The sequence below is a fragment of the Streptomyces purpurascens genome, from assembly GCF_045040895.1.
Lineage (GTDB): Bacteria > Actinomycetota > Actinomycetes > Streptomycetales > Streptomycetaceae > Streptomyces > Streptomyces purpurascens.
The window spans coordinates 5,430,628-5,457,279 of sequence record NZ_CP108341.1 but is presented as its reverse complement, the minus strand read 5'-3'; the positions used below and the strand labels follow the sequence as shown (position 1 = coordinate 5,457,279).

General features: G+C 68.9%; 29 protein-coding genes. 10 read left to right on the top strand and 19 right to left on the bottom strand.

Annotated elements, in window-relative coordinates; all coding sequences use genetic code 11:
• Positions 1 to 87: 87 nt before the first annotated feature.
• Complete coding sequence (locus tag OHU35_RS24935; RefSeq protein ID WP_359887569.1) at positions 88 to 1,404, top strand: 3-oxoacyl-ACP reductase; 1,317 nt, start codon at positions 88 to 90, stop codon at positions 1,402 to 1,404.
• Positions 1,404 to 2,249: a MaoC family dehydratase gene (locus tag OHU35_RS24930; RefSeq protein ID WP_405506916.1), complete on the top strand. Its 846-nt coding sequence runs from the start codon at positions 1,404 to 1,406 to the stop codon at positions 2,247 to 2,249. The genes OHU35_RS24935 and OHU35_RS24930 overlap by 1 nt, the downstream gene beginning before the upstream one ends.
• Here the strand turns inward: OHU35_RS24930 and OHU35_RS24925 are convergent.
• The 8 genes from OHU35_RS24925 to OHU35_RS24890 all read right to left on the bottom strand — a co-directional run bounded on the left by OHU35_RS24925 (position 2,237) and on the right by OHU35_RS24890 (position 7,968).
• Complete coding sequence (locus OHU35_RS24925; protein WP_189728454.1) at positions 2,237 to 2,905, bottom strand: TetR/AcrR family transcriptional regulator; 669 nt, start codon at positions 2,903 to 2,905, stop codon at positions 2,237 to 2,239. The two genes, OHU35_RS24930 and OHU35_RS24925, sit on opposite strands and share 13 nt — an antisense overlap.
• A gap of 75 nt (positions 2,906 to 2,980) precedes the next feature.
• Positions 2,981 to 4,282, bottom strand: coding sequence for a dicarboxylate/amino acid:cation symporter (locus OHU35_RS24920; protein WP_405506914.1), 1,302 nt, complete (start codon positions 4,280 to 4,282; stop codon positions 2,981 to 2,983).
• A 67-nt stretch (positions 4,283 to 4,349) separates the two neighbouring features.
• On the bottom strand, positions 4,350 to 4,466 hold the full coding sequence (locus OHU35_RS24915; RefSeq protein WP_359887577.1) for a putative leader peptide: 117 nt from the start codon (positions 4,464 to 4,466) through the stop codon (positions 4,350 to 4,352).
• Between the two features lie 144 nt (positions 4,467 to 4,610).
• Positions 4,611 to 4,910: a DUF4229 domain-containing protein gene (locus OHU35_RS24910; protein WP_189728449.1), complete on the bottom strand. Its 300-nt coding sequence runs from the start codon at positions 4,908 to 4,910 to the stop codon at positions 4,611 to 4,613.
• 74 nt (positions 4,911 to 4,984) lie between these two features.
• Positions 4,985 to 5,509: a GNAT family N-acetyltransferase gene (locus OHU35_RS24905; protein WP_189728447.1), complete on the bottom strand. Its 525-nt coding sequence runs from the start codon at positions 5,507 to 5,509 to the stop codon at positions 4,985 to 4,987.
• Between the two features lie 49 nt (positions 5,510 to 5,558).
• Positions 5,559 to 6,722 (bottom strand): aminofutalosine synthase MqnE, encoded by a 1,164-nt coding sequence (gene mqnE, locus OHU35_RS24900; protein WP_189728445.1) that lies wholly within the window; start codon positions 6,720 to 6,722, stop codon positions 5,559 to 5,561.
• Between the two features lie 45 nt (positions 6,723 to 6,767).
• Positions 6,768 to 7,223, bottom strand: a complete 456-nt coding sequence (locus OHU35_RS24895) for an Lrp/AsnC family transcriptional regulator (protein ID WP_033314055.1) — start codon at positions 7,221 to 7,223, stop codon at positions 6,768 to 6,770.
• Between the two features lie 58 nt (positions 7,224 to 7,281).
• Complete coding sequence (locus tag OHU35_RS24890; protein WP_189728443.1) at positions 7,282 to 7,968, bottom strand: UbiX family flavin prenyltransferase; 687 nt, start codon at positions 7,966 to 7,968, stop codon at positions 7,282 to 7,284.
• A gap of 91 nt (positions 7,969 to 8,059) precedes the next feature.
• On the opposite strand from OHU35_RS24890, the gene OHU35_RS24885 reads away from it, so the two are divergent.
• Positions 8,060 to 8,662 (top strand): rhomboid family intramembrane serine protease, encoded by a 603-nt coding sequence (locus OHU35_RS24885; protein WP_189728441.1) that lies wholly within the window; start codon positions 8,060 to 8,062, stop codon positions 8,660 to 8,662.
• Here OHU35_RS24885 and mqnP read toward each other — a convergent pair.
• Together mqnP and OHU35_RS24875 are read right to left on the bottom strand one after the other, a co-directional pair.
• Positions 8,652 to 9,554 carry a menaquinone biosynthesis prenyltransferase MqnP gene (gene mqnP / locus OHU35_RS24880; protein WP_405506910.1) on the bottom strand — a complete coding sequence of 301 codons (903 nt, stop codon included), beginning with the start codon at positions 9,552 to 9,554 and terminating at the stop codon, positions 8,652 to 8,654. The two genes, OHU35_RS24885 and mqnP, sit on opposite strands and share 11 nt — an antisense overlap.
• Positions 9,551 to 11,002 carry a menaquinone biosynthesis decarboxylase gene (locus tag OHU35_RS24875; protein WP_405506908.1) on the bottom strand — a complete coding sequence of 484 codons (1,452 nt, stop codon included), beginning with the start codon at positions 11,000 to 11,002 and terminating at the stop codon, positions 9,551 to 9,553. Before OHU35_RS24875 ends, mqnP begins: the two co-directional genes overlap by 4 nt.
• A 67-nt stretch (positions 11,003 to 11,069) precedes the next feature.
• Between OHU35_RS24875 and OHU35_RS24870 the strand changes: the two genes are divergently transcribed.
• Both OHU35_RS24870 and OHU35_RS24865 read left to right on the top strand, forming a co-directional pair.
• Positions 11,070 to 11,369 carry a PLD nuclease N-terminal domain-containing protein gene (locus tag OHU35_RS24870; RefSeq protein WP_189728432.1) on the top strand — a complete coding sequence of 100 codons (300 nt, stop codon included), beginning with the start codon at positions 11,070 to 11,072 and terminating at the stop codon, positions 11,367 to 11,369.
• A 33-nt stretch (positions 11,370 to 11,402) separates the two neighbouring features.
• On the top strand, positions 11,403 to 11,987 hold the full coding sequence (locus OHU35_RS24865; RefSeq protein WP_328411778.1) for an SMI1/KNR4 family protein: 585 nt from the start codon (positions 11,403 to 11,405) through the stop codon (positions 11,985 to 11,987).
• A 67-nt stretch (positions 11,988 to 12,054) separates the two neighbouring features.
• On the opposite strand, the gene OHU35_RS24860 is transcribed toward OHU35_RS24865, so the two are convergent.
• The 4 genes from OHU35_RS24860 to OHU35_RS24845 all read right to left on the bottom strand — a co-directional run bounded on the left by OHU35_RS24860 (position 12,055) and on the right by OHU35_RS24845 (position 18,581).
• Positions 12,055 to 16,497, bottom strand: coding sequence for a hypothetical protein (locus OHU35_RS24860; protein WP_405509319.1), 4,443 nt, complete (start codon positions 16,495 to 16,497; stop codon positions 12,055 to 12,057).
• Between the two features lie 47 nt (positions 16,498 to 16,544).
• Positions 16,545 to 16,808, bottom strand: coding sequence for a hypothetical protein (locus tag OHU35_RS24855; RefSeq protein ID WP_189728428.1), 264 nt, complete (start codon positions 16,806 to 16,808; stop codon positions 16,545 to 16,547).
• 230 nt (positions 16,809 to 17,038) lie between these two features.
• Positions 17,039 to 18,052, bottom strand: coding sequence for a hypothetical protein (locus OHU35_RS24850; RefSeq protein ID WP_405506905.1), 1,014 nt, complete (start codon positions 18,050 to 18,052; stop codon positions 17,039 to 17,041).
• A gap of 13 nt (positions 18,053 to 18,065) precedes the next feature.
• Positions 18,066 to 18,581, bottom strand: coding sequence for a hypothetical protein (locus OHU35_RS24845; RefSeq protein WP_359887591.1), 516 nt, complete (start codon positions 18,579 to 18,581; stop codon positions 18,066 to 18,068).
• Positions 18,582 to 18,838: 257 nt separating this feature from the next.
• Here OHU35_RS24845 and OHU35_RS24840 point away from each other — a divergent pair, with 257 nt between their 5' ends.
• A complete protein-coding gene (locus OHU35_RS24840) occupies positions 18,839 to 19,417 on the top strand; it encodes a DUF6232 family protein (RefSeq protein ID WP_189728765.1) in 579 nt (192 codons plus the stop codon).
• Positions 19,414 to 19,761, top strand: a complete 348-nt coding sequence (locus OHU35_RS24835) for a hypothetical protein (protein ID WP_189728422.1) — start codon at positions 19,414 to 19,416, stop codon at positions 19,759 to 19,761. Before OHU35_RS24840 ends, OHU35_RS24835 begins: the two co-directional genes overlap by 4 nt.
• A gap of 10 nt (positions 19,762 to 19,771) precedes the next feature.
• Here the strand turns inward: OHU35_RS24835 and OHU35_RS24830 are convergent, their stop codons facing one another.
• Both OHU35_RS24830 and OHU35_RS24825 read right to left on the bottom strand, forming a co-directional pair.
• Positions 19,772 to 19,885, bottom strand: coding sequence for a DUF397 domain-containing protein (locus OHU35_RS24830; protein ID WP_308400971.1), 114 nt, complete (start codon positions 19,883 to 19,885; stop codon positions 19,772 to 19,774).
• A complete protein-coding gene (locus OHU35_RS24825; RefSeq protein WP_189728420.1) occupies positions 19,833 to 20,792 on the bottom strand; it encodes a helix-turn-helix transcriptional regulator in 960 nt (319 codons plus the stop codon). The genes OHU35_RS24830 and OHU35_RS24825 overlap by 53 nt, the downstream gene beginning before the upstream one ends.
• A 105-nt stretch (positions 20,793 to 20,897) precedes the next feature.
• Here OHU35_RS24825 and OHU35_RS24820 point away from each other — a divergent pair, with 105 nt between their 5' ends.
• Positions 20,898 to 21,503: a hypothetical protein gene (locus tag OHU35_RS24820; protein ID WP_189728418.1), complete on the top strand. Its 606-nt coding sequence runs from the start codon at positions 20,898 to 20,900 to the stop codon at positions 21,501 to 21,503.
• A gap of 10 nt (positions 21,504 to 21,513) precedes the next feature.
• Here the strand turns inward: OHU35_RS24820 and OHU35_RS24815 are convergent, their stop codons facing one another.
• Together OHU35_RS24815 and uvrA are read right to left on the bottom strand one after the other, a co-directional pair.
• Positions 21,514 to 21,936: a DUF6281 family protein gene (locus tag OHU35_RS24815; RefSeq protein ID WP_405506902.1), complete on the bottom strand. Its 423-nt coding sequence runs from the start codon at positions 21,934 to 21,936 to the stop codon at positions 21,514 to 21,516.
• Between the two features lie 75 nt (positions 21,937 to 22,011).
• Positions 22,012 to 24,450, bottom strand: coding sequence for an excinuclease ABC subunit UvrA (gene uvrA / locus OHU35_RS24810; protein WP_405506900.1), 2,439 nt, complete (start codon positions 24,448 to 24,450; stop codon positions 22,012 to 22,014).
• A gap of 81 nt (positions 24,451 to 24,531) precedes the next feature.
• Here uvrA and OHU35_RS24805 point away from each other — a divergent pair, with 81 nt between their 5' ends.
• A complete protein-coding gene (locus tag OHU35_RS24805; protein ID WP_189728412.1) occupies positions 24,532 to 25,296 on the top strand; it encodes a MerR family transcriptional regulator in 765 nt (254 codons plus the stop codon).
• Here the strand turns inward: OHU35_RS24805 and OHU35_RS24800 are convergent.
• Positions 25,235 to 26,002 carry a CDP-alcohol phosphatidyltransferase family protein gene (locus OHU35_RS24800; RefSeq protein ID WP_189728410.1) on the bottom strand — a complete coding sequence of 256 codons (768 nt, stop codon included), beginning with the start codon at positions 26,000 to 26,002 and terminating at the stop codon, positions 25,235 to 25,237. The two genes, OHU35_RS24805 and OHU35_RS24800, sit on opposite strands and share 62 nt — an antisense overlap.
• 94 nt (positions 26,003 to 26,096) lie before the next feature.
• Between OHU35_RS24800 and OHU35_RS24795 the strand changes: the two genes are divergently transcribed.
• A complete protein-coding gene (locus tag OHU35_RS24795; RefSeq protein ID WP_405506898.1) occupies positions 26,097 to 26,573 on the top strand; it encodes a nucleoside deaminase in 477 nt (158 codons plus the stop codon).
• Positions 26,574 to 26,652 lie beyond the last annotated feature (79 nt).

Sequence of the window (26,652 nt, the reverse complement as noted above, 5' to 3'; positions counted from 1 at the left end):
GCTCCTCGCCTGTGACGTAGCATTACCTCCGGTAACCTTACTCCAGAGTAAGGAACAGCGAGCATCCTCCGGCAGCTGGGAGTTGGAATGGCCGACCGCTATCTGCGCTTCACCGGTACCGCGCCCGGCCGTTTCCTCACCCGCCGGCTCGGCCTGCCCCAGCCCGCGGCGCTGACCCGCTGGTCCGCCGGACGCCCGGCCCTGGACGGCGGCCTGCGTCACCTCACCGCCGGCCGGTCCGGCCTCGGCCTCGCACCGGTCCTCGCCCGTACGGGAATCGCCCCGGCCGGCTCGGACCGGGCCGCCGCCGTCGTCCTGGACGCGAGCGGGGTGCGGGACGTCGAGGGGCTGGCCGAGGTGCACGCGGCTCTGCATCCCGTCGTACGGTCACTCAGCGCGAGCGGGCGCGTGGTCGTGCTCGGCGCGCCGCTCGACCCGGCCGACCATCACCAGGCCGCCGCCCAGCAGGCCCTGGAGGGCTTCACGCGCTCCCTCGGCAAGGAGATCGGCCGGGGCAGGACCGTGAACCTGGTCCGGCTCACGGACGCGTCCGCCGCGGAGTCCACGCTCCGTTTCCTGCTGTCGCCCAAGTCGGCGTACGTCAGCGGGCAGGTGATCGAGGTGGGCACGCCCCAGGAGCCCCACGAGTCGGAGGGGGCACTGGACGGGGACCGCCCGCTGACCGGCCGGACCGCCCTGGTCACCGGTGGCGCGCGCGGTATCGGTGAGGCGGTCGCCGAGACACTCGCCCGGGACGGCGCCCGGGTCGTCGTCCTCGATGTGCCGGGGGCCGAACAGGACGCCCGGCGCGTCGCCGACCGGCTCGGCGGCAGTGCCCTGCTCCTCGACATCACGGCCGCCGACGCGGGCGCGCGGATCGTCGAGGCGCTGCCGGACGGACTGGACCTGCTGGTCCACAACGCGGGCATCACCCGTGACCGGCGGCTGGTGAACATGCCGGCCGAGCGCTGGATCCCGGTGCTGGAGGTGAACCTGGCGAGCGTGCTGCGCACGACGGACGCGCTGCTCAAGGCCGGGGCGCTGAAGCGGGGCGGCCGGATCGTGGCGACGGCCTCGATCGCGGGCCTCGCCGGCAACGCGGGCCAGACCAACTACGGGGCGAGCAAGGCGGGCATCGTCGGCCTGGTCCGCTCCCTCGCGCCGCGCGCGCTCGCGGAGCACGGGGTGACGGTCAACGCGGTCGCGCCGGGCTTCATCGAGACGAGGATGACGGCCGCCGTCCCGCTGTTCATCCGCGAGGCGGGCCGCCGCATGAACTCCCTCGCCCAGGGCGGTCTTCCGGTCGACGTCGCCGAGACCACCGCCTGGCTCGCGCACCCGGGCTCGGGCGCGGTCAACGGCCAGGTCGTGCGCGTCTGCGGCCAGAGCCTGCTGGGGGCGTGATGGCCGACGCCGCTCTCGTCCTCACCGGGTCCCCCTCCCTCGCCCCGCTCCTGGCCCGCGGCGCCCTGCTGTCCCCCTTCAAACGGCCCGCACCCGACGCGGAGTTCCCCCGCACCCGGCTCGTCCTGCCCGGTCTGCGCGTCGACCTCGCGCGGCTGGCGGCGTACGAGCGGGTCTGCGGGTTCCCGACCGGGGAGGACGCGCTGCCGCTGACGTATCCGCACGTGCTCGGATTCCCCCTGGCCATGCGGCTGATGAGCGGCCGGGACTTCCCGCTGCCGCTGCTGGGCCTGGTCCACACGTCGATCACGGTCACCCGGCACCGGGGGATGCCGGCCACCGGCGCGTACGAACTCGCGGTGCGGGTCGAGGGGCTGGCACCCCACCGGCGCGGCACGGAGGCCACGGTCGTCACGGAGGTGCGGGAAGGCGGGGACGTCGTCTGGGAGTCGAGCAGCACCTACCTCGCCCGGCACCGCACGTCTCGGCTCGTCGAGACTCCCGGGGAGGAGGTACGGAAGCCCCTGCCCGCGGTCGCCGAGTGGCGGCTCGCCGAGGACGTCGGGCGTCGCTACGCCGTCGCCTCCGGGGACCGCAACCCGATCCACCTCCACCCGCTCGCCGCCCGGCTGTTCGGCTTCCCCCGGGCCATCGCACACGGCATGTGGACCCTCGCCCGCTGCCTCGCCGCGCACGGCACACCGGACTCCTGCCACGTACGCGCGGCCTTCAAGGCGCCGGTCCTGCTGCCGGGGACGGTGACGTACGCGGCGGAGGACGGCCGCTTCCAACTGCGGGACGGGGACGAGCGGGTGCATGTGGCGGGGGATGTCTACCCGGCCTGAGCGCCCGTCTGCTCCTCCTCCGGAGGTGCCCAGGGCCGCCCCGCCATGAGGTCGCCCAGGCCCGCCCAGGCGAAGTTCATCATCGTGGCCGCGGCCTGGCGGGCCGTGATGCCCGGGGTGGCGTTGGCCCAGGCGGCGAGGGACTCGGCGGCGCCGACCAGGGCCTCGGCGAGGCCGGCTACCTCGCGCTCCGGCAGGTCGGGGTCGTGGTGGGCCTCACGGGCACCGGTGAGGATCAGCTGGGTCACGAACGCGACGATCTCCTCGCGCATCGCGGCGACCTCGGCGGCGAACGGCTCGCCGTGCGTGCGGGCCTGGAGGTGCAGGACCGCCCAGGCGTCGGGGTTGCGCGCGGTGTGGGCGAAGAACGCCCCGAGCCCTTCCCACAGTTGCCGGTCGGAGGGCAGATCGGGCCGGACCCCGGCCCGCACCGCCTCCACGAGGGCCTTGGCCTCGCGGCGGATGCAGGCGGTGAAGAGGTCTTCCTTGGAGTTCAGGTACAGATAGACCAGCGGCTTGGACACGCCCGCGAGTTCGGCTATCTCGTCCATCGACGCGGCCATGTAGCCCCGTTGGCCGAAGATCCGCACGGCGGCGTCCAGCATCTGCTGTTCGCGGACCGCACGCGGCATCCGCTTGGTCTTCACGGCACCCATACGGCTTAGCGTACGGTCCCCCTGGCCTGCCCTCGGTCGTGAACCGAAGCGGACCGGCCAGGGGACGTCACCCCGTCACACCGCGGCGGGGACCCGCTCGGGCTGTGCGTCGCGCGGTCCGTCCAGGGAGGAGCCGTCGGCCGTGGCGTAGGCCTCGCGGTCGAGCAGGTTCTCCCGGGCGGAGACCAGGACCGGGATGAGGGCCTGGCCGGCGACGTTGGTCGCGGTGCGGATCATGTCGAGGATCGGGTCGATCGCGAGGAGCAGACCGACGCCCTCCATCGGCAGGCCGAGGGTGGAGAGGGTCAGGGTCAGCATGACCGTCGCGCCGGTCAGTCCGGCCGTGGCGGCGGAGCCGACCACCGAGACGAACGCGATCAGCAGGTAGTCGCCGACACCCAGCTGGATGTCGAAGATCTGGGCGACGAAGATCGCGGCGATCGCGGGGTAGATCGCGGCGCAGCCGTCCATCTTGGTCGTCGCGCCGAACGGCACCGCGAAGGACGCGTACTCCTTCGGCACGCCGAGCCGCTCGGTGACCTTCTGCGTCAGCGGCATCGTGCCCACGGAGGAGCGGGAGACGAAGGCCAGCTGGATCGCGGGCCAGGCGCCCTTGAAGAACTGGATCGGGTTGGCCTTGGCGACGGTCGCGAGCAGCGCCGGGTAGACGCCGAACAGCACGATCAGGCAGCCGACGTAGATGTCGGCGGTGAACGTCGCGTACTTGCCGATCAGGTCCCAGCCGTAGGTGGCGATGGCGTTGCCGATGAGGCCGACCGTGCCGAGCGGGGCGAGTCGGATGACCCACCACAGCGCCTTCTGGAGCAGCTCCAGGACGGACTCGCTCAGGTTGAGGATCGGCTGGGCCCGCTCGCCGAGCTGGAGGGCGGCGATACCGGCGACGGCGGCCATGAAGACGATCTGGAGGACGTTCAGCTCGGTGAACGGCGTGATCACGTCCGTCGGCACGATGCCGGTCAGGAAGTCGATCCACGAGCCGGTCTCGTCGGGCTTCGCGCCGTCCTTGGGCGTGAGGCCGGTACCGGCGCCGGGGTTGGTGACCAGGCCGATGACCAGGCCGATGCTCACCGCGATCAGCGACGTGACCATGAACCACAGAAGGGTGCGCGAGGCCAGGCGGGCCGCGTTGTTGACCTTCCGCAGGTTGGTGATCGAGACGAGGATCGCGAAGAAGACGAGCGGCGCGACGGCGAGCTTCAGCAGGCCGATGAACGTCTCGCCGACCTTCTCCAGGGTCGTGGTCAGCCAGGACAGGTCCTGGTCGCGGGCGAGCCAGCCGAGCAGCACACCCAGGACGAGACCGGCGAGTATCTGAGCCCAGAAGGGCACCTTGAAGGACTTCGTGTATGAGGACACGGACTGACTCCGTTGGGGGGACGCGTAGGGGGAGCTGACGTGGGAGACGACGGGGGTTGGCGTTACGTCAGAGACGACAGTTAGCGGACGCGCACCGACAGAGATCCACGTGCAGCCGCGCGACGAGCGCAAGCCTCCGGAGCGGAACGCTCCGGGGCGGCAGAGGCACGACTGCTGAGTTCATAACAGCCACACCTTAACACCTGAACTTTGAGGACCCCAAAGCCTCGCTTTGACAGGCAGAAACGCGCAGGCACCCATACAAGGCAAAGCGCCCCGTTTCCGAGCATGTACGGAAACGGGGCGCTGCGCGCGGGTGTGAGGAGCCTTACGAGGCCTGACCCTGCGCCCGGCTCGTGTCGTCGGCCGAGTCCTCCTGGCTGCGACTGGCCTCCATGTTGGCCTTCATCCGGTCGACCCGCTCCACGATCTGCACGGAGGCGCGGTCCCGCTCCTTGCGCAGCACGATGAAGCTGATCGGCGCGGAGAACAGCAGGGCGAGGGTCACGATCCACAGGCCGTTGCTGTCGCCGAGGCCGCGCGGGGCGAGGCCGGAGTAGACGAGGCCCCAGACGACCACGAGGCAGCCCACGAAGATCCCGAGGCGCATCAGTGTGTAGCGGAGCATCTCAATCCACTCTTCCGATTCCAAAAAGGGCCATGTTCAGTGAAGCACGCCCGGAGGCCGATCTTTCAGGGGGGTCAGCTCAGCGGCAGGAGCATGATCACGTCGTCCCGGTCATCACCCGGCGCGACCCGGATGGCGCCCGGGATCCGGCCGACCTCCTTGTAGCCGCAGGACTCGTAGAACCGCTCAAGACCGAGCCCGCCCCGGCAGGTCAGCCGGATCGCCCCGATGCCCTCCAGCTCCCGGGCCCCGTCCGCCGCCGCGTCCAGCAGGTCACGGCCGTACCCCTTCCCCTGGTGACGCGGATGCACCATCACCGTGTACAGCCACAGCCAGTGCGTCATCAGGTGGTGCGTGTTGAGGGTCAGGAACGCGGTCGCCGCGACCCGCCCCTCCTCGTCGTGCCCGACGAGCAGCCTGACCTTGCCCTCCGCCATCGACGCGAAGTGCTTCAGCAGCGAGGGCCGGATGTCCTCCCGCGTCACGGGCGGCACGAACCCGACGGCTCCCCCGGCGTTGGAGACGTCGGCCCACAGGTCGAGAATGCCGTCACGCAGGTCGGGCGTGACGGCGGGATCGAGCGTGAACGTAAGGGGCATGCGGGGATTGTAGCTATTACGACAATGCGCCCGCACGCCCTGAGACGCGTCAGACCCGCATCGGCTGAGGCGACTCCCGGCGCTCCGGGTCGGCCCCCTCGTACTCACGGATGATCTCGTACCGAGTGTTGCGCTCCACGGGACGGAACCCGGCGTCCCGGATCAGGTCGAGCAGATCCTCACGCGTCAGCTTGTTCGGCGTGCCGAAGTTGTCCGCGTCATGCGTGATCTTGTACTCGACGACCGACCCGTCCATGTCGTCGGCGCCGTGCTGCAGAGCCAATTGCGCGGTCTGCACCCCGTGCATCACCCAGAAGACCTTGACGTGCGGCACGTTGTCGAACAGCAGCCGCGACACGGCGAAGGTCTTCAACGCCTCCGCGCCCGTCGCCATCTGCGTCCGCGCCTGAAGGCGGTTGCGTACCTTCCCGTCCTTCACGTCGACGAAGTCGTGCTGGTAGCGCAGCGGGATGAAGACCTGGAAGCCGCCGGTCTCGTCCTGCAGCTCACGCAGCCGCAGCACGTGGTCCACGCGGTGACGCGGCTCCTCGATGTGGCCGTAGAGCATCGTCGCCGGGGTCTTCAGACCCTTCTCGTGCGCGAGCCGGTGGATGCGCGACCAGTCCTCCCAGTGGGTGCGGTGGTCGACGATGTGCTGCCGGACCTCCCAGTCGAAGATCTCCGCGCCGCCGCCGGTCAGCGACTCCAGACCGGCCTCGATCAGCTCGTCGAGGATCTCGGAGGCCGGCATCCCGGAGATCGTCTCGAAGTGGTGGATCTCGGTGGCCGTGAACGCCTTGAGCGAGACGCCGGGCAGTGCCTTCTTCAGCTCGCTCAGCGACCGGGGGTAGTACCGCCACGGCAGATTCGGGTGCAGCCCGTTGACGATGTGCAGCTCGGTGAGGTTCTCGCCCTCCATCGCCTTGGCGAGCTTGACGGCCTCCTCGATGCGCATCGTGTACGCGTCCTTCTCCCCCGGCTTGCGCTGGAAGGAGCAGTACGCGCAGGAGGCCGTGCACACGTTCGTCATGTTGAGGTGACGGTTGACGTTGAAGTGCACGACGTCGCCGTTCTTGCGGGTGCGCACCTCGTGCGCGAGGCCGCCGAGCCAGGCCAGGTCGTCCGACTCGTACAGCGCGATGCCGTCCTCACGGGTCAGCCGGACGCCCGCCCTGACCTTCTCCTCCAGCTCGCGCTTGAGCCCGAGATCCATGCCCACACCTTTCTACGAAGACGTCCCAACGGTACGGCTACTCCCCTACTCCTCTTCCGGCAGCTCCCCCACCCGGTTCTCCCACTTGGTGGAGAGCACGATGGTCGTACGCGTCCGGGAGACGCCCTCGATTCCGCTGAGCCGGCGGATCATCTTCTCCAGGCCGTCCACGTCCGCCGCCCGCACCTTGAGCATGTACGAGTCGTCGCCCGCGATGAACCAGCAGTCCTCGATCTCCGAGAGGTCCTTCAGCCGCTGCGCCACGTCCTCGTGGTCGGTGGCGTCGGAGAGCGAGATGCCGATGAGGGCGGTGACGCCGAGGCCGAGCGAGGCGGCGTCGACGGTGGCCCGGTAGCCGGTGATGACACCGGCCGCCTCCAGCCGGTTGATGCGGTCGGTGACACTGGGTCCCGACAGTCCGACGAGGCGTCCCAGCTCCGCGTAGGAGGCCCGGCCGTTCTCCCTCAGGGCCTGGATGAGCTGCCTGTCCACCGCGTCCATTGCGATCGAAGCCTTCCGCTGAAGTTGTCTGTGGGTCCGATGAGGTTCGGGGTCGTGCTCAGCCGGCGCGGTGTGATCCGCCGCCGAGCTCACCTTGCCAACGGCGGTAGAGCCGGTGCGGCACGCCCGCCGCGTCGAGTACGCGTCCGGCGACGAAGTCCACCAGGTCCTGGATGTGCGTGGCGCCCGCGTAGAAGGCGGGTGAGGCCGGTACGACGCTCGCGCCCGCGTCGTCGAGGGTGACCAGGTGCCGCAGGGTCTGGCCGTTCAGCGGGGTCTCGCGTACGGCCACGACGAGGGGGCGGCCCTCCTTCAGGGTCACGCTCGCCGCCCGCTGCAGCAGGTCCTTCGACAGCCCGAGCGCGACCCCGGCCACGCTCGCCGTCGAGGCGGGCACGATGAGCATGCCCTTGGTGGGGTACGACCCCGAGGAGGGCCCGGCGGCCAGGTCGCCGGCGCTCCAGTGCCGTACGGCGTCGAGGTCGACGGCGAAGGTGTCCGGCTTGCCGTCGGCGCCCCGGGACAGCCATTCCCGCAGGTCGTCCTGCCAGTGGGCGTCCCGGAAGGAGATCCCGGTCTCGTCCAGCAGGGTGAGCCGGGAGGCCCGGGAGACCACGAGGTCGACGCTCTCACCGGCCGCGAGGAGGGCCCGCAGCACGGCAGCGGCATACGGGGTGCCGGAGGCCCCGGACACCCCTACGATCCAAGGCGTACGTGGCGTCTCGCCTGGCTTGACTGGGTTCACGACACCGAGCCTATCGGGCGTCGCAGGGTGGGAACCGGTGCAGGGGTGCGGGCCGTTGCATGGAGGGGATGAGCGAGCACTGGGGGTCGCCATGTCGGGTGTCGAAGCGCGGTGGTCGAGCGGCGACCGCGCGATGGCCGCGGGCAAGCTGATGCTGGCCTGGGTGGCGCTGCTGTGGCTGCTGGAAGTGGTGGACGTGGCGAGCGGTCACGCGCTGGACGGCTTCGGCGTCACCCCGCGCGAGCCGTCCGAGCTGGTGGACGTCGTCCCCTCGGCGTTCATCCACTTCGGCTTCGCCCATCTGGCGGCGAACACGATCCCGCTGCTGGTCCTGGGCTTCCTGGCCGCGCTCGGCGGGCTTCGCCGCTTCCTGCTGGTCTGCGCGCTGATCATCCTCGTCGACGGCCTGGGCGTGTGGCTCATATCCCCGGCCCACACCAACACCGCGGGCGCCTCGGGCCTGATCTTCGGCCTCTTCGGCTTCCTCCTGGTCACGGGCTTCCTGGAGCGCCGCCCCCTGGGCATCCTGACCGGCATCCTGATCGCCGCGATCTGGGGCGGCTCGATCCTGACCGGCCTCGCCCCGACCCAGTCGGGCGTCAGCTGGCAGGGTCATCTGCTGGGGCTGCTGGCGGGCGTGGCGGCGGCGTTCTTGTTCCGCCGCCGGGCGGCGCCGCCCGAACTCATACGGTGAGGCCGCGCACCAGCAGATCCAGCAGCGCGCACACGAACAGGGCGATGCCGATGAAGCCGTTGACGCTGAAGAACGCCCTGTTCACGCGGGACAGGTCGTGGGGGCGGACGATCGAGTGCTCGTAGAGGAACGCGCCCGCGACGATCAGCAGGCCCAGCCAGAAGAAGGCGCCGGCGTCGGTGGCCAGGGCGTACCAGACGAAGAGGGCCGTCGTGAGGGTGTGACAGACCCGCGCTCCCCAGACGGCCGCCGGGATGCCGAAGCGGGCCGGGACGGACATGACGCCGATCTCGCGGTCGGTCTCGACGTCCTGGCAGGCGTAGATCAGGTCGAAGCCGCCGATCCAGATGCCGACGGCGAGGCCGAGGATGACCGCGTCCCAGGACCACGTGCCGGTGATCGCGAGCCAGCCGCCGACCGGGCCCATCGCCTGGGCGAGGCCGAGGATGGCCTGGGGGAAGTTCGTGAAGCGCTTGCCGTAGGGGTAGACCACCATCGGGATCACCGCGATGGGGGCCAGGGCCAGGCACAGGGGGTTGAGCAGGGCCGCCGCGCCGAGGAAGACGACGAGGGCGACGAGCGCGCCCGTCCAGGCGTGCTTCACCGACATCGCGCCCGTCACCAGCTCGCGCTGCGCCGTACGCGGGTTACGGGCGTCGATCTCCCGGTCGATGATCCGGTTGACCGCCATGGCGAAGGTGCGCAGCCCCACCATGCAGACGGTGACCAGCAGCAGCCGGCCCCAGTGGATGTTCCGGTCGAGCTGGAACATCGCGGAGAGCGCGGCGATGTAGGCGAAGGGCAGCGCGAAGACCGAGTGCTCGATCATCACCAGGCGCAGGAACGCCTTCGTGCGTCCCGGCTGGGGGATCGCGGCGGATGCGGAGCTCACAGCCCGTACTCCTTCCACCGGCGGTCGACCTTCGCCGCCGTCTCCGGGTCGGACTCCACCATGTCGGGCCAGCCCCCGTCGCGGGTGTAGCCCTCCTCGGGCCACTTCTTCGTCGCGTCGATGCCCGCCTTGCCGCCCCAGAACTGCTGGTAGGAGGCGTGGTCGAGGTGGTCGACGGGGCCCTCGACGATCGACAGGTCGCGGGCGTAGTCCGTGTTGCCGAGGGCCCGCCAGGCGACCTCGTGCAGATCGTGCACGTCGCAGTCGGAGTCGACGACCACGATCAGCTTGGTCAGCGACATCATGTGCGCGCCCCAGATGGCGTGCATGACCTTCTGCGCGTGCTTCGGGTACTTCTTGTCGATCGAGACGATCGCGCAGTTGTGGAAGCCGCCCGCCTCCGGCAGGTGGTAGTCCACGATGTCCGGGATGATGATCTTGAGGAGGGGGAGGAAGAAGCGTTCCGTCGCCCGGCCCAGGGGCCCGTCCTCCGTCGGGGGACGGCCCACGACGATCGACTGGAGCAGCGGCCGCTTCCGCATCGTCACGCAGTCGATCTTCAGCGCGGGGAAGGGCTCCTGCGGGGTGTAGAAGCCGGTGTGGTCGCCGAAGGGACCCTCGGGCAGCATCTCGCCCGGCTCCAGCCAGCCCTCGATGACGACCTCCGCCTGCGCCGGCACCTGGAGCGGCACGGTCTTGCAGTCGACCATCTCGATCCGCTTGCCCGCGAGGAAGCCGGCGAACAGGTACTCGTCGATGTCGCCGGGCAGCGGGGCCGTGGACGCGTACGTCACGGCGGGCGGACAGCCGAAGGCGATCGCGACCGGCAGCCGCTCACCCCGGCGCGCCGCCACCTGGTAGTGGTTGCGGCTGTCCTTGTGGATCTGCCAGTGCATGCCGATCGTGCGCTTGTCGTGGCGCTGCAGGCGGTACAGCCCGAGGTTGCGGACGCCGCTCTCCGGGTCCTTGGTGTGGGTGAGCCCCAGGTTGAAGAAGGAGCCGCCGTCCTTGGGCCAGGTGAACAGGGCCGGGAGCTGGTCCAGGTCGACGTCGTCGCCGGTGAGGACGACCTCGTGCACCGGGCCGTCCTTGACCTTCTTCGGCGGGACGTGGGTCATCGAGCCGAGCTTTCCGAAGGCCTCGCGCACGCCGACGAACCCGTGCGGCAGCTCGGGCTTCAGCAGCCCGCCGATCCGCTCGGAGATCTCGCCGTACGACTTCAGCTCCAGGGCCTTCAGCAGCCGCCGGTCCGTGCCGAACACGTTCATCGCGAGCGGCATGCCCGACCCGCGCACGTTCTCGAAGAGCAGCGCGGGGCCGCCGGCCTTCTGCACCCGGTCGACGATCTCCCCGATCTCCAGATACGGGTCCACCTCGGCCTTGATGCGCTTGAGGTCGCCCTCGCGCTCCAGCGCCCTGAGCAGGGAGCGAAGATCGTCGTAAGCCATGCGGTCCAGTATCCCCGAGCGGCTACCCTGGCCCTGAACCGCCCACCCGCTTTCGCTGAGAGGCCGCATGCTCCGGGTACTCATGTTCCTCGTGCCGCTGGCGCTGAGCGTGTACGCGTTCATCGACTGCATCAGCACGAAGGACGACGACATCCGTCACATGCCCAAGCCGCTTTGGGCACTCCTCGTGCTGGTCTTCCCGCTCGTCGGTTCGATCTCCTGGCTGATCGCCGGCAAGAAGCGAGGTGCCGCGGCGGGGGGCCGTCCGCGTCCGCGGCAGTGGGTGGCGCCCGACGACAACCCCGACTTCCTGAAGTCCCTCGACGAGGAGAAGCGGGACGACGATCCCAAGCGGGATGAGCCCTGAGGGTCGCCGACGTCCAGTGAGGATCCACCAAGGATGGACAACATGCGGGAACTGTGGCGCCGGTTTGAGGAGTGGCTTCGACAGAACGCGCCCGGGGATTATTCCACGCTCCGCCCAGGAGCGTCAGACGTCGATATATCCAGGCTGGAGAGCGAAGTTGGTTTCCCGCTCCACGGTGACCTGAAGTCGCTTCTGTCGGAACACAACGGTGTCACACCGCGCAGATCCAGCATGGCGCCCGGCGCCTTTCTTCTCGGGTACAGCCTTCTGGATACCGAAGGAATCCTGGAATGGCATCAGAACCTTTCCTCCATGGCCCACGAAGCGGCCGAGGAAGGCTATGAGGAAGAAGTGGTCGGGCGCACCGCACACACCCAGTGGGTTCCCTTCGCTCAGGCCCTCACCGGTGATCTGCTGTTCGTCGACCACCGTACGGACCACTACGGAGAGGTCGGCGAGATCTCGTTCGGCGATCCCGAGTACCTGCGGCTCTGGCCGTCCATGACTCTGATGCTGACCGACCTGTGCGACGCGGTGGAGGCATCGCTGCGGCTTCCGACCGCGCGCCGTCGCCCGTCGGTCCATGAAGGGCGCATGCTGGAGTGGGTCACGGGCTGACCCGCGAAACGAAGCGTCCTGCCGGATCACCGTGATCCGGCAGGACGCTTCGCTGTGGGACCCGCTGTCAGGCGATGTTGCAGACCGACTTGATGTCGCAGTACTCGAACCCGGTCTGAACGAAGTACGCGTCACTGTCGAGCAGGCGGATCTCGGACGTGAACCGCCCGAGGTCGCCACCGGCATCCGTGTTCTGCCTGGCCGGGACCGCGGCACGACCGCAGATCTCGTTCCATGTCGGATACGGGTACTTGTTGTCGAGCTCCAGCATCCAGCTGCCGTCCGACTGCTTGTCCGCGTAGAACTGCGCGCAGTACTTGCCCGAGGTCAGCGTCATCCCGCCGCTCTCACGGGATTTCGCGAACGGGTACTCGTCGCAGCTGGTGCCGTCCGCGTTCGGGTGGGGGTCCCACTCCGCGACCGCGAGCATGCACATCTTGTCCCGGTTTTCCTTTGCCTTCGCCTCGTCCGCCAGGCGGTGCAGGGGCTTGTTGTGCTGCTCGCTACCGGGGTGGGAGGCCAGCTTCTCCATGAGTACCCAGTAGTACGCGGCAGCGGCCGGGTACTTCTTCGTGTTCAGTTGAAGCGTCGGAGTGTAGTCGGGGAACACGCATCCGGTGTTGCCGCCCACCTTGTTGTCACAGCGGACATCGAAGGCCCTGTTGCTCCACTTCGGGACGGCCTGAACTCCGGCGCTGGGTGTGGACCAGGTGGTGTCCCAGGTGAAGTCCAGCTTCGATTCGCCTCCCGTGGTCTTGTTCCAGGTGTAGGTGTTGGTCCGGGTGGCGACGTGTGTGTCACCGGGGGTCCAGGTGGTGCTGCCGGTCCAGGGGCCGGTGCTTTCGGTGCAGTCGCCGGTGGGCCAGCACTCCTCCGCGAACGACGTGAGCGTGGTGGAGGTGAGCCCCGTCATGTTGACCAGGGACAGCTCGGTCCACGTGGTGAACTGGTTGGACTTGGGGTTGAGGTTGATCTCCTGGATGACCTTCATCGTCGCGTTGCCGACGGGGACGCCGTCGCGTGTCGCGGTCAGCGGAAGCAGACCGCGCAGACATCCTTGCGTCCTGGTCTGCATGGCCGCGCCATTGACGTTCGAGCACCATCCGACGGGGCCCGCGGTCGCTGCCGCGGCGGCGCTCCTGAGCGTTTTCGAGGACTTGGCCTTCTCCTCGTCCAACGGGACGTAGGAGCCGCACCAGCTGATCCCGTCGCGACCGGTCGCACATGTCTGCTCCCCCGGCTCGGCGGCCGCCGAAGCCTTCAGAGCGGCGCCCGCCGGGACTTCCTTGGCGTCCTGAGCGGCCACGAAGTCGACGTCGGGCGCGTTCGGGTCCGCCTCGGGGAAGATGATGTCGTTCAGACCGTCGTAGTCCCCGGGCACGAACGCGATGGCGTCGAAGGCGATGTCCTTGGTGCCGTCGCCACCGTTGAAGTTGTCCAGGCTGACTTCGGGCACGTTGTCGTTGAACCGGTAGGCGCCCAGGTCGACCCATTTGTTGGACTGGTTGGCGTCCTGGGAGATCGCCTTGACGGTGGTGCCGTGTGCGTGCTTGATGCGGTATTCGGCCTTGGAGGTCTGCGCCCCGTGGTCGGGGATGTGCGCGTAGACCTTGGCCTGGCCGCTGTGCTCGGTGATCTTCTGGCCGAGCTTCCAGGTGCCGGTGACCTTCATGCGGTCCCCGGGCGCCGGATAGGACTCGGGAGAGCGGGTGTGGGTGAACCAGAAGTGGTTGCCGTACGCCGCGCCGATCTGATGAGTGTCGATCTTCCCCGGGTAGGTGGTGATCGTCTGTCCGGTGTCGGCATCGATGATGTCGCTGGGCTGATAGGTGAGTGTGAACGTGCCGTCGGACTTCGCTGCCCCGCAGCCGCGTGAAGCGGATCCTGCCGGCGTGGTGCCGTTGGGCACGTCGTCGACGATCAGGGCGTTCGAGGGCAGGCCGCTGCTGCAGCGCGGCGGGTAGGAGTTGGCGTCCGGCTGCTCCGGATACGACGTGTTGAAGCGGTGGACCTGGTGGCCGCACTCGGCCAGCCGGTCGCACTCCTTCCACTGGGCCGATTTGTCCCACCAGCAGTGCAGCCAGTGCGAGTTGGTGTCGGAGTCGCCCGCGTCGAGCTTGCAGGCGCCCATGCCGGGATCGTTGGAGTCGCTGTCGCTGATCTTTGACGGGTCGCAGTCGTTGGACGCGTCGCAGAACAGGTCGATCGGCGGCTTGACGGTGCTGCGGTAGGCGTTGCTGTTCCACCAGGCGGCCAGGTAGCCCGGCTTGAAGTCGCCGGGAGCGAACATCGCCGAGATCGGGCGAGCGGCCCAGCCGAGGACCTTCTCCTCATAGGGCCAGTCCTGCGGGTGCGCGGCATGGCTGTAGTCGTCCTTGGACGGGTCGACGGCGCTTTGCAGGAAGGGGATCCGGTTGGCCTTCCACAACGGGTTGGCCGGGTTGTTGGTCCAGCCCAGTCCCTTGTGCCCGGCGGAGTCGGCCGTCTCGTAGAAGCCGGAGTTGTAGGCCCACAGGGCGAAGAACCAGTTCTCGATCCACTGCGGATGGCCGTCGTTGACCTTCACGCCGGCCCGGTAGGTCTGGTTCCACTTGTCGGAGAGGATCTGCACGCCATAGGCGATGTTGGCGGTGTAGTCCAGCGCGACGGCATCCTGGGTGAGCGGGGACAGAGCCGTCTCGCCCTTCTTCTCCTTGCCGGCCAGCCGCATGCCGTCGGTGGCCTGGGTGATGCCGTAACCGCAGTCCGCCTCGGAGAAGTTGATGCGCCACGGGTCGGCCTGGGTACCGTCGGAGGTGTACTGGGTCCCGTAGTAGTTGCCGATGAGGCTGTTGGCGGTGACACCGGGGACGGCGAACCGGGTGGCCTGCCACATGTTGGATTCCTGCGCGGTGACACCGAGCATCACCTGCGAGGGTATGTGCCAGCGGTCGGTGACGTCGGGGTCCTCGTTGTCGAGGGTGCCGTTGGGGTCGCCGGCCAGCACGATCGGCGGGAACAGGCCCTGGGGCTGGTAGCCGCCCATGCCCGTGTTCTTCCAGTTCGGCGAGCGGTAGAAGTTCAGCTCGCCGACGACGGCCTGGTCCACGGCCCATTCCACCTGCCGGGGAGTGGGCTGGAACGCCTGCTTCTTGACGTCGTTGCGGGCGACCGCGCAGTAGCGTTCGTCGGTGCCCTCGCTCGGACCGGTCGGCGACGCCGCCAGAGCCTGCGTGCGCACCGTCTGCGCGGACAGGCCCTTGCCGTCACCACTGACCGACGGCTTCGCGGAGGAGTCCTTCCCCGTCGGGACGCCCAGAGCCGGGGAGAGCCGGCTTCCGGCCTCCGCCCGCTCGGCGGACAGCCGGGGTGTGGCGTCCAGTTCGGTGTGCTTGCCGGTGGCGACCACGTCCAGGGTGATCCGCGCATCGCGGACCTGCTTGGCGTCCTCGGGTGTGATCAGGCTGGTCTTGCCGTCCGCCCACGAGGTGGACACACCCGCGTGGCCCAGGCTCGACATGCGGGCGCCCTTGGCGAGATGCCCCGGGTTCTTCACCGGTCCCGGCAGCGTCCCCGTGTTCTTGACCTTGCCCGTGAGGAACACCGTGCCGCCAGGGGTGGCGGACAGGTCCCAGTCGCTCAGTCGGCCTTCGGCCACCGTCTTCGGGGTGGTCTTCCCGCCCTTGACCTGGGCCGCGTCCAGGCGCTTGGCCCAGGACTTCGCCTTGGCCTTCTTCGAGTCGGTTTCCCGGTCGATGAAGGTCACGCCGCCGCCGCTGTCGGCCGCGATCTGGAAGGGCACATGCTTCGTTGCGGCGAGGACGGTTTCCTTCTGCCCGTTGATGCGAACGAGCCTGTTGCCCTGGCCGGCCACGATGCCGTGCCGGGTCGGGACAGCCGAGGTGACCTGACCGGGGAAGGCGACCGGCTTGGACTGTTTGCCCGTGGCCGCGTCGACGGTGATCAGACGGGTCTTCTGCTCCTCGTCCCCGTCGTGGGTCAGCTGGGTGAACACCGCATCGTCCCCGGTGCCGCAGCCCGGAGAGAAGTAGGCCAGCGACGCGGTGAACGGCAGTTTGGTGACCTTGCCGCTGCCCAGGTCGACGACGGCGGTGAACGCGCCGCGCACCATCAGCTCGGGCTTGTTGGTGAACGTCCGGGGTGCGTAGGCGATGGCCGCGTACTTCCCGGACCCGGTCACGCACGCGTTACCGATCCAGGAGTCCGCATCGAATCCGTCCTCGCGCAAGGTGGCTACGGTGGTGAACTGGTAGCCGTCCTTCTCCTTGCCTGTCAGGACATGGAAACCGGTGCCGTCGCCGGACGTGGACAGGGCCACATCCTTGGAAGAAGAGTGATTCTTGCCCAGGACGGTTGCGCGGTCCTTCTTGCCGACCTCGCGGGGCTTGCTCGTAGCTTTCGGCAGGCTCTTTCCGCCTTGCACGGCGTTGTCGGGGACCTCCGGTCCCTGAGCCTGCGCGGAGAGGGACAGCGACGATGCGAGAAGCGCAGTCGCTGCCGCTATCACCACCGCGCGTTGCCTCTGTCTTATACGCACAGTAAGAAGCGCTCCCTTTTCTATTTTCGGTCGACGAGGGGACTGAACTCATCCACATAAATCTTCGGAACCTGCGGCACCGGACCCATGTCTGCCGAGCCGATCACCGCATCGTCCCGTCCGGTCTTTCCGGGAGGGACATCCTGAAGCCAGAACCGGTTGTGCGCGGTCCAGCCCTTACCGTCGGCGATGCTGATCTGGACCGAGTACGTCGCTTTCCGCTCGTTGGTGTTGGCCACCTGGATCTCGGTACGCACACCGCTCTTTTCCGGCGTGGCACGCACGACCAGGTCTCCGTACTCCAGGACACGCGTGCGACCTTCGGAGTGCACCGAAGCCACAGGCGATGGACGTACTTGCGGACTGCTCTGCTCCGCGCTCGGAGTCGCCGGCCGCTGCGACGCGGGGGCCCTGTCAGCGGGCCCACCGTCCGTACACCCGGCGGCCAGCACACACGCCGCCATCAGACACAGTGCCCGGACGATGCTCGATCCGGGCACTACTGCACCAGCCTTCACTGGGCGGAAGTCGCCATCTGCTTGCGCGCGGCAGCGATTTCCTTGCCGTGCTGCTCCTTGATGCCGGTCAGCCGGCTCTTGTTGTCGGCGATCTGCTTGTCCTGGATCGCGGTCTCCACGCCAGACCAGATCTTCACCAGATCCGTCTGCTTCTTGCAGTCGATGTCGTCGACCGCCAGCACGATGGATTCCTGCGACGGCTTCCCATCGTTGGTGACACCCTGGTCCATCGCCTTGTACGGATCGGCAAGTCCCGTGTGTCCCTTGCCGTCCATGCACGAGGACCACGCGGCGATGGCCTTGACGACCTTCTCGTCCTTCATCGACTGCACCAGGCTGTCCCCGGCGAGCTGCGCCACGATGATCGGGGCGGCTTCCCGCACGCCGAGTTGATCCTTGGACCAGCCGATGCAGCCGCCCGTCCTCAACTTCTTTCCGTTGTACTCCGCCCGAGCGGGCTTCGTCTGACCGGGGCCGGTGAACGCCGCTCCCGCCTTGACTCCCTCGGGGGCCTTGGGCGGTTCGGGCTTGGTGTGGCCGGTCAGGACCTCGACCTCGACACCGGACAGATCACGCATGGGCTGCTTGGTGTGCTCCCGCAGCGCCGGCGGGAGCTCGTAGCCGTACTTCTCGGCCTGAGCCCGGTCGGTGATGCCGTAACGGCGTTCGATATTGGCGTCGTTGTCACTGGGAGGCGGGTTGGCGCCCGCTCGCGGCAGGGTCAGGTCGATGCCGTAGTCCTTCATGCAGGACTGCTGGAGATCGTTGGCGGCCTGCTCAACGGTGACCTGATCCTCGTAGGAGGCCATGTACGCCTCCAGCGGAAGGGTCAGATCCTTGGCCAGACCACTGGTGGGGACCTTCTTGGGCCAGTTTTCCTTGTTCACTATCGGTTTGCCGTCAGCCGCGTTCTGCGCGGTGTCCGGAGTCGTGCCGGAGGAACAGGCACTGATCAGAAGAGCTGAAGCGGCCAGGGCTACTGTGGTGGCCGTCTGCTTGATGTGCTTCACGGGGGCTTCCTTCTCAGGCGAAGTGCGAAGACGCGTTGTTGTTCTTCAGCGCGGAGATCAGGTCGGTGATGTTGCAGTCTCCGTAAGGGCCGTTCTTCGCGAAGTACTGAGACGTGCCGCCGTAGCCGGAGTTGTAGTACACGCGGTAGTTGTCGTCCCGGGCGCAGTTCTGCACGGACGCCGCATTGTTCTTCATGTACTGGCCGTTGCCATTGCCGCCGTTGCCGAACACGTACCGGTAGGTCGACAGTGACGAACCCTGGTACTGGCTCGTACCCCAGTGGTCGGACACGTTGCTGTAGAACGTCGTGAACGCCGACTTGTAGTAGCCGCCCTGGACGGCGATGTCCTTCGAGTTGTAGAACAGCCACAAGTCGCCGTACGAGCAGTTGATCCACGGAACGTCACAGTTGTCCATGACGGTGTACTCCGCCGCATCCGCCGAACCGGCGGTCGCCATCACCGCTGCCACTGCCGCGAATGAGGTGGCGCAGGCGGCCATCTTCGTCTTGAAGGGCATACCCCTCATCACATCTCCTCGATCGGTCACACATGCGAGGAGGATCTTCACACCACGTAGATGTCATGGCCATGAACGTTGCCTGATCGAGATCTGCTGACCCCAGTGAAACGACTTGCTCTCGGGCAACGCATGGTCGTCAATGGTCTTCGGACAGTTACGGCTGTCACTTAGAACTCGCCGCCTACCAGGGGGACTTCATGGAAACAGCGCAGCCATCGGGGCAGTGGGACGTCCCACCCCCGCCCTCCACCCCGCCACGTGCCATGACGGACATCGAACTGCGCGTCAGCAAGCGGCTGTTATGGGTCGGCGCAGCGGCCTACCCGCTGCGGAACATCGCGCGGGTGTACACGTTCACCCTCCGTCCGAAGCGCAAGGAGGCGGTTTTCCGCTTCCTCGCACGCACCGGAATCATCCTGGCCGTGGCCATCGGCCTGTCGATCATCGGCGGCCTGATCTCCCTCGCGAACGAGGCCGGCGACAGCGGGATGTCCCCGTATGAAGGTAGTCAGTCCAGCGGCGGAGGACTGATCATCTTCGTATGGATCTGCTCCGGTGCGGCGCTGATCTACTTCTTCGTCGACATGCTCTCCGTGGTCACGGCGCCGTCCCACTACGTCCTCGCCATCGAGACGGCCGGCCCGTCCACCGCCATGGTCACCAGCCGGACCCCGCAGCACCTCGACCAGCTCGTGGGCTACGTGGCGGGCGCACTGGAGAACCCCGACACCGAGTTCCAGGTGACGGTGGAGCAGCTCACCATCAACTCGCCCACCAACTACCACTTCGGCGACAACGTGAACATGTACGGCGGCAGCGGGAACGTGGGGATCGCGGCATGAGCGGCAACAACTACTACTACGGCGACAACGTCAACATGCACGGCGGCAGCGGCAACACGGGCATCGTGAAGAACGGGGCGACCGGCGACTCGATGGATCCCACCCTGCGGCTTGCCATCGCCGAACTGCTTCAGGGTGTCCGCGAGTTGCGCGAACAGCTTCCGCAGCCCAGCGCGCAGCTCATCGACGAGTCACTGCCGGTGCTTTCGGCTGACGCCGCGCCTCCCGAGGAACGGCACCGTGCGCTGATGGCTGTAGCCGCGATCGCCGCGGCCGTCGGGGCCGTGGGCCAGCCGGTGGCGGAGGCGGCCAACCGGATCCTGCAGATGCTGAGCGGGCAGTAGGGCAGCGCCCTCAGCACACGCCGGCAAGGAAAGCGGACCAGGCGGACCGGGTGACGAGCAGGACCGGTCCGTCAGGGGTTTTGCTGTCGCGGACGGGGACGGTTTCGGGGAAACCGGGGGCTATTTCTATGCAGTTGCCGCCGTTGTCGTCGCTGTAACTGCTCTTGATCCAGGACGCCGCGCTGAGTCGGTAGCTGTCCATGCTGCTCGTACCTCTCCATCACGTCGCTGATCAGGGCGGCGGACTGCCGAGCTGACAAGATGTCTGCCCTGAGCACATCATAGGTGTGCGAATGCCGCGCAAAGAGGGCCGGATCGTTGTTGAAGTGGCCCCGGTCCAACGACTCCGAGTACACCCATCGCTCATCGGCCAGTTCGATCAACGACATGGAGCCTCTCGGACGTACGAGCCCGAAGAGGTCGGCCGGGGCGACCTGGACGCGGATGTTGGGGCGCTGCCCGACGCTCAGCAGGTGCGCGCACTGCTGCCGCATGACCTCTGGGCTTCCCACCGCGTTGCGCAGGCAGCTTTCGTCCAGGATGGCGACGTACAGAGGGCCCCACTCAGCCAGGAAGCGTCGCTGTCGACTCATGCGCGCACTGACGCGTGACTCGATTTCATGCGCGTCCGAACGGCGGCGGCTGAACAGCGCGTGCGCGTATTCAGGCGTCTGCAACAGGCCCGGGATCACCCGCTCCTGGTACTCGCGCAAGGTGACGGCCACCTCGTCCATCTCAGCCCGCCGCCGGAACCAGTCAGGATGCTCCACCTGCGGATACCAGTCGATCCGGCCCCACAACCGCAGCAACACCCCACCCGTACCAAGCAGTTCATCGCAGGTCTTCGCGAAACCGTCCGTCGGAACCCTCGTCCCCGCCTCCACACGGGCCACGTGCGAGCGGTCGCACGGGATGCGCCCCGCCAAGCCCTCCTGCGTGAGCAACGCGGCCTCGCGGAAGTGCTTGAGCACCTCCCCGAACACCGCCGCCGTGCTCACCCCCAGCCCCGCCTCGGCATTCCGTCGACTCACGGGCTCCCCCTCCGTGACAGTGCACCACCCGCACGCCCGAAACATTGATCCGGCCCATTCCCCTGCGCAACGCTCGATACACCCAGAGTTACGGAGGAGCACGAAATGGAACCGGGAACGCTCGTCTACGACCCCCACACGCACAAGGTCGGCGAGTACCAGGACAAGACCGGCCCGTACGTGATGCTGCGCCCGGTCGGCGGCGGCCGGGAATGGCAGGCCGACCCGGCACGGATCCGCGAGGCGACACCGGAGGAACGGCTCAGCGCGGGCGTACGCGCGGCCAACGACCGTTCCAGGGAGGGGATCACATTCGACCCGACCCGACCCCCCGTCCCGGTGCCCGGGTGCGCGAGCTGCGAGGAGCTCGCCGCCCGGCGGGACAGGGCCCGGGCGGCGTTCGACGGAAGTGCCGTGACGGACGCGAACGTGCTGCTGCGGCAGCACCAACGCGAGGAGCACGGCGGGGAATCGTCAGGGCGCAGGCTCTTCCGGTACGTCCCGTACACGATCGTCCAGGACGCCTCCGCCCTGCCGGAGTACCAGGCGTACTGCGTCTCCGGGGAGGAGACGGACTGCGGGGCGAGCTCAGGGCCCTGCTCGGCCCCCGCCGAGGTCGAGGAGTGGCAGCGCAGGCACACCCAGGAGACCCGGCACCTGCGCTACCGCCGCAGCTTCGCGGACTACGCCGTACTGGAACGGCAGGGCTGAGGCCCCGGCGTCAGGGGCGGTCGGTCACCTTCTTCAGCTCGGGCGGGAGTTCCTTGACGGTGTCGGCGACGACGAGACGGTACTCGTCGGTGTCCTCGGCCACGGCGATGGCGACCCGGGGGTCGACACCCCGCACCGCGAACGCGGTCATCAGGGCCGGGCCCTCCCCGTCGTCGCCGTCGCCCGGAGTGTCGTCGCACCCCGCGCGGGTCGCCCCGCCGAGCGACTTGCCCACGGGGACGTCGGTCTCCTCTCTCCCGAGGTATCTGCGGCTGTCGTACTCGACCACGTAGGCGCAGGACGCCTCGGGCCGCACGCCGTCGCCGTCGTCCGACGACGACACCGACGTGCAGCCCGCGGACAACGGGGCGAGGGTCGCCTCGAGCAGCGCCCAGGCGCGTCCGCGGCCGGCCAGCGCGAGTAAGGCCTGCATCGGTATGTCTCCTTCTGGAGCCTCGGCTCCGGCTGGGTGGATACGCAACGAAGACGTCCGCGGTTGTGGATCGGTTCAGGTTCGGGGTGCGCCCTGCGACACCAGTTGTCCGCCGTTCGAACCGCCCTGCGGCCCCAGGTCGATCAGCCAGTCGGAGGCGTGGATGACGTCGAGGTTGTGCTCGATGGTGACGACGGAGTGTCCGGCGTCGACGAGGCGTTGGAGGACGCCGAGGAGGCGGGCGGTGTCGGCGGCGTGCAGGCCGGTGGTGGGCTCGTCCAGGAGGTAGAGGGTGCGGCCGGTGGCGCGGCGGCCCAGCTCCTTGGCCAGTTTGAGGCGCTGGGCCTCGCCGCCGGAGAGGGTGGTGGCGGGCTGGCCCAGGGGGAGGTAGCCGAGGCCCACGTCCGCCATGCGCCGGAGCCTGGAGGCGACCGCCGGGACGCCCGCGAAGACCGTCAGCGCCTCGTCCACCGTCGCCGCGAGGAGTTCGGCGATGTCGTGCCCCTCGTAGCGCACGGCCAGCACCTCGGGCCGGAAGCGGCGCCCCTTGCAGGTGGGGCAGCGCACCTCCACGGCCGGGAGGAAGTGCATGTGGACGGTGAGCACGCCGGCGCCCTCGCAGCGTTCGCAGCGGCCTCCGGGGGTGTTGAAGGAGAAGTGGCCGGGTGTGAGGGCGCCCTTGGAGTGAGCCGCGTAGGTCTCCCGGACGAGGGTGAAGACGTCGGAGTACGTCGCCGCGTTGGAGCGCGGCATTCTGCCGATCGGCTCCTGGTCGATCAGGACCGCCTTGGACAGGTGCTCCCAGCCGTCGATGCGGTCATGCTCACCCGGTTGCTCCCCGGCCCCGTGGAAGTGGCGGCGGGCGGCCCGGCCCAGGACGTCCAGGATCAGCGTCGACTTGCCCGAGCCGGACGGGCCGGTGACCGTGACCAGGCGGCCGAGCGGGATCCGGGCGGTGACGTCCTTGAGGTTGTGCGCCCGGGCGCCGTGGATCACCAGCGCCTGGTCGGCGTCCGCGCGGCCCCGCGACGCGGGAGCGGGCAGCCGGCCCGACAGGTACGCCCCGGTCGTCGAACCCTCGGTCCGCGCCACTTCCGCCGGTGTGCCCTCGGCGACGATCCGGCCTCCGTCGCGTCCCGCCCCCGGGCCGACGTCCACGACATGGTCGGCCGCCCGCAGCACGTCCAGGTCGTGTTCGATGACCAGGACCGTGTTGCCGAGGTCGCGGAGCCTGCGCAGGACGTCGATCAGGCGGGCGGTGTCCGAGGGGTGCAGTCCGATCGTCGGCTCGTCGAGGACGTAGAGGACACCGGTGAGGCCGGAGCCGAGCAGGGCGGCCAGTCGCAGCCGCTGTGTCTCCCCGGCGGAGAGGCTGGGCGTGGCCTGGCCGAGGGTGAGGTAGCCGACTCCGACGTCCACCAGGCGACGCACCCGCTCCTCCAGGTCGGCGACGACCGGTTCCACGAGCAGCCACTCGTCCCCGTCCGACCGCTCCCGCAGACCGGCCAGCCAGGTGTCGAGGTCGGTCAGGGGAAGCCGGGCGGCGTCGACGATGCTGCGTCCGTGCACGGTCACCGCCCGGCTCTCCGGCCGCAGCCGGGTCTCGCCGCACTCCCCGCAGGGCTGTTTCAACAGGCCCTGCTGTTCGGCCCGTTCGCGGTACTCGGGGTCGTCGGCACGCTCGCTGTAGCGGCGCAGCAGCGCCGTGGCGACCCCTTCGAAGCGGCCCCCCGACACGGTCGCCGGTGGATCTGTGTCCGGGAAGTGCCGTCGGAACTCGGGGCTTTCGACGCCGTGGAGCAGCAGATCCCTCGGGATGTCGCCCAGTTCGTCGACCGGTGCGTCCGCGTCGAAGGTGAAGCCGTAGTGGCCGGCGGCGGCCCGCAGCACGGGGAGGCTCCAGTCGGTGTACTTCGCGTTCCAGCCCTTCACCGCGCCCTGGGCGACCGACTTCCCGCCGTCGACCAGGCGCCGTACGTCGGGCCGGATCACCTCGCCGAGGCCGGTGCACTCCGGGCACGCTCCTGCGGGCTTGTTGAAGGAGAAGGAGCCCATCACGAGCTCGGGCACGAGCGTGCCGCAGTGCGGGCAGGGCGTCTGCCCGGCCTCGGCGTCCTCGTCGCTCTCGGCGTACGACGGCGGGATGTCCTTCCCGCAGCCGGGGCACGGCCGTACTCCGATGCGCGACCACAGAAGGCGGAGGTACGTGAACACCTCGGTGACCGTGCCGACCGTGGAGCGCGGGCTGCGGTTGGTGAGGTGCTGGTCGACGCTGATGGACGGGGACAGGCCGGTGATCGAGTCGACGGCGGGCTTGCTGACGAAGCCGGTGACCATGCCCAGCGACTCCAGGTACTGCCGCTGGCCCTCCCGGTGGAGGGTGTCGAAGGCGAGGGTGGACTTGCCGGAGCCGGACAGGCCGGTCAGGACGACCAGCTTGTTCTTCGGGAGGGAGAGGGAGACGTTCCTGAGGTTGTGGAGACGGGCGCCGGTCACGCGGATGAAGGAGTCCATTCCTTCAAGTCTTCCATTGAACCGCGGTGTTGAGACTTTTGAGCGTTATGGCGTGATGTCGCTGCCGTAACCTTCAAATCGATGACGAACGCACGCCGCCTGCGGCCCGTCGACCTCGCCCGGTCGGCCGGGGTCTCGACGCAGCAGATCCGCAACTACGAGGACGCCGGCGTGCTCCCGCCGGCCGACCGGACCGCGTCCGGCTACCGCGCCTTCACCGAGGTGCACCGCGGTGCGCTGCTGGCGTACCGGACCCTGATGCGCGGGTACGGGCCGGTCGCGGCGACGCGGATCATGCGGACCCTGCACGAGGGTGATGTCGCGGGCGCGCTCGCGCTGGTCGACGCCGCGCATGCCGCCCTGCACGAGGAGCGCGTCTCCCTGCGGGCGGCGAGCGAGGCCCTGGAGCTGCTGGCGGCCGAGCCCCCCGCCCCGCTCCCCCGGTCCGGCGGGTTGCGCATCGGGGAGGTGGCCGCGCTGCTGGGCGTACGGACCTCCGCGCTACGGGTGTGGGAGGCGGCCGGGCTGCTCGCGCCCCGGCGCGAGCGCGGCACGGGTTACCGGGTCTACGAACCGGCCGACGTGCGGGACGCCCGGCTCGTGCACACCCTGCGCCGCAGTCACTATCTGTTCGACCAGATCCGGCCCGTGCTGGAGGGGCTGAGAAGGGAGGGCAGCCGTGAGGCCCTGCGCGCGGCCGTCGCGGCTCGCGGGGAGGCCCTGACCGCTCGGACCAGGGCCATGATCGAGGGCTCCGGGGCCCTCCACACCTACCTCGACCGGCTCACCGAAGCCGGGACGACGACAGGATCGACAGCAGGTGGGCCGGGACCATCAGCCAGGTGATGACGGCCAGCGCGCCCAGCGCCCAGCGGGTCGGCTCGATGCCGCCGGTCACCAGGTCGGCGACGGCCGCGACGAGCAGGACCAGGGACGCCTCGATGCCGTTCGTCACGCGGTGGATCTTGAAGGCGGCGGCGACCCGGCGGACCGTGGCCACGCCCTGCGAGCGCGGGCGGGTCGCCTCGTCGTCGACGACCATCAGCCCGCGCCGGGCCCGGGCCACGTCCACGAGGTCGGTGGAGGCCTTGAGGAGGACGACGCCGAGGGCGGTGGCGACGCCGATCGACAGCCAGCCGCCGACGCCCGACTCGGCCGCCCGGTAACCGGCTCCCGCCATGAGCGCCGCGTCCGCGAGATACGCGCCGAGGCGGTCGACGTAGATGCCGGCCGCGCTGTTCTGCCCCTTCCAGCGGGCCACTTCGCCGTCCACGCAGTCGAAGAGGAGGAACAGCTGCATCAGGACGACGGCCAGCACCGCGCCCGTCAGGCCCGGGATCATCAGCGCGGCGCCGGACGCGACACCGCACACCACCATGGTCCAGGTGAGCTGGTCCGGGGTGACGGGCGTGCGCACCAGCTGCCGGGTCGTGTGCAGGGAGATCCGCCGCATGTAGAGCCGGCCCGCCCAGTGCTCGCCGTTGCGGCTCGCCAGCTTCGCGTGCGGCTGGCAGACCTCCCGCAGCTCCTCCAGAACCGGCGCAGCACCCATGACCGCTCCTCCACACCCGGGGACTCAACTGCCGCCCGCGCGGCAATGATCGGGCCAGGTTACAGAGCGTCCTGTTCAGGTCATGGATGAGGTCATGAACGAGGTCACGAACGACGTCTTGGACCAGGCACAGGCACGCGCGTGGCTCGCCACCGCCGTGGAGGAGGCCCGTGCCGGGCTCGCCGAGGGCGGCATCCCGATCGGCGCCGCCCTCTACGGCGCCGACGGCACCCTGCTGGGCCGCGGCCACAACCGGCGCGTGCAGGACGACGACCCCAGCCTGCACGCGGAGACGGCCGCCTTCCGCGCGGCCGGACGGCAGCGCTCCTACCGGGGCACGACGATGGTGACGACCCTGTCCCCCTGCTGGTACTGCTCCGGCCTGGTCCGGCAGTTCGGCATCTCCCGGGTGGTGATCGGCGAGGCGGCCACCTTCCACGGCGGCCACGACTGGCTCTCCGAACACGGTGTGGAGATCGTGTTGCTGGGCGACGCGGAGTGCGCCGGCCTGATGCGGGACTTCATCGCGGTCAACCCGGCGCTGTGGAACGAGGACATCGGCGTCAACTGAACGCACCGTTCAAGGCTCGTATCGCCGTTCGAGATGCCATCCGTTCCATTGAAATGTGGCGAAACCCAGTGTCGCCGAG

Coding starts and splice junctions, on each gene's coding strand:
- OHU35_RS24865 (WP_328411778.1), top strand. CDS start 11,403: ATGGACAACATGCGGGAACTGTGGCGCCGGTTTGAGGAGTGGCTTCGA.
- OHU35_RS24930 (WP_405506916.1), top strand. CDS start 1,404: ATGGCCGACGCCGCTCTCGTCCTCACCGGGTCCCCCTCCCTCGCCCCG.
- OHU35_RS24885 (WP_189728441.1), top strand. CDS start 8,060: ATGTCGGGTGTCGAAGCGCGGTGGTCGAGCGGCGACCGCGCGATGGCC.
- OHU35_RS24815 (WP_405506902.1), bottom strand. CDS start 21,936: ATGCAGGCCTTACTCGCGCTGGCCGGCCGCGGACGCGCCTGGGCGCTG.
- OHU35_RS24925 (WP_189728454.1), bottom strand. CDS start 2,905: ATGGGTGCCGTGAAGACCAAGCGGATGCCGCGTGCGGTCCGCGAACAG.
- OHU35_RS24910 (WP_189728449.1), bottom strand. CDS start 4,910: ATGCTCCGCTACACACTGATGCGCCTCGGGATCTTCGTGGGCTGCCTC.
- OHU35_RS24915 (WP_359887577.1), bottom strand. CDS start 4,466: ATGAACTCAGCAGTCGTGCCTCTGCCGCCCCGGAGCGTTCCGCTCCGG.
- OHU35_RS24795 (WP_405506898.1), top strand. CDS start 26,097: ATGAACGAGGTCACGAACGACGTCTTGGACCAGGCACAGGCACGCGCG.
- OHU35_RS24805 (WP_189728412.1), top strand. CDS start 24,532: ATGACGAACGCACGCCGCCTGCGGCCCGTCGACCTCGCCCGGTCGGCC.
- OHU35_RS24905 (WP_189728447.1), bottom strand. CDS start 5,509: ATGCCCCTTACGTTCACGCTCGATCCCGCCGTCACGCCCGACCTGCGT.
- OHU35_RS24800 (WP_189728410.1), bottom strand. CDS start 26,002: ATGGGTGCTGCGCCGGTTCTGGAGGAGCTGCGGGAGGTCTGCCAGCCG.
- OHU35_RS24895 (WP_033314055.1), bottom strand. CDS start 7,223: ATGGACGCGGTGGACAGGCAGCTCATCCAGGCCCTGAGGGAGAACGGC.
- uvrA (WP_405506900.1), bottom strand. CDS start 24,450: ATGGACTCCTTCATCCGCGTGACCGGCGCCCGTCTCCACAACCTCAGG.
- OHU35_RS24840 (WP_189728765.1), top strand. CDS start 18,839: ATGACGGACATCGAACTGCGCGTCAGCAAGCGGCTGTTATGGGTCGGC.
- mqnE (WP_189728445.1), bottom strand. CDS start 6,722: ATGGATCTCGGGCTCAAGCGCGAGCTGGAGGAGAAGGTCAGGGCGGGC.
- OHU35_RS24935 (WP_359887569.1), top strand. CDS start 88: ATGGCCGACCGCTATCTGCGCTTCACCGGTACCGCGCCCGGCCGTTTC.
- OHU35_RS24875 (WP_405506908.1), bottom strand. CDS start 11,002: ATGGCTTACGACGATCTTCGCTCCCTGCTCAGGGCGCTGGAGCGCGAG.
- OHU35_RS24845 (WP_359887591.1), bottom strand. CDS start 18,581: ATGAGGGGTATGCCCTTCAAGACGAAGATGGCCGCCTGCGCCACCTCA.
- OHU35_RS24870 (WP_189728432.1), top strand. CDS start 11,070: ATGCTCCGGGTACTCATGTTCCTCGTGCCGCTGGCGCTGAGCGTGTAC.
- OHU35_RS24835 (WP_189728422.1), top strand. CDS start 19,414: ATGAGCGGCAACAACTACTACTACGGCGACAACGTCAACATGCACGGC.
- OHU35_RS24820 (WP_189728418.1), top strand. CDS start 20,898: ATGGAACCGGGAACGCTCGTCTACGACCCCCACACGCACAAGGTCGGC.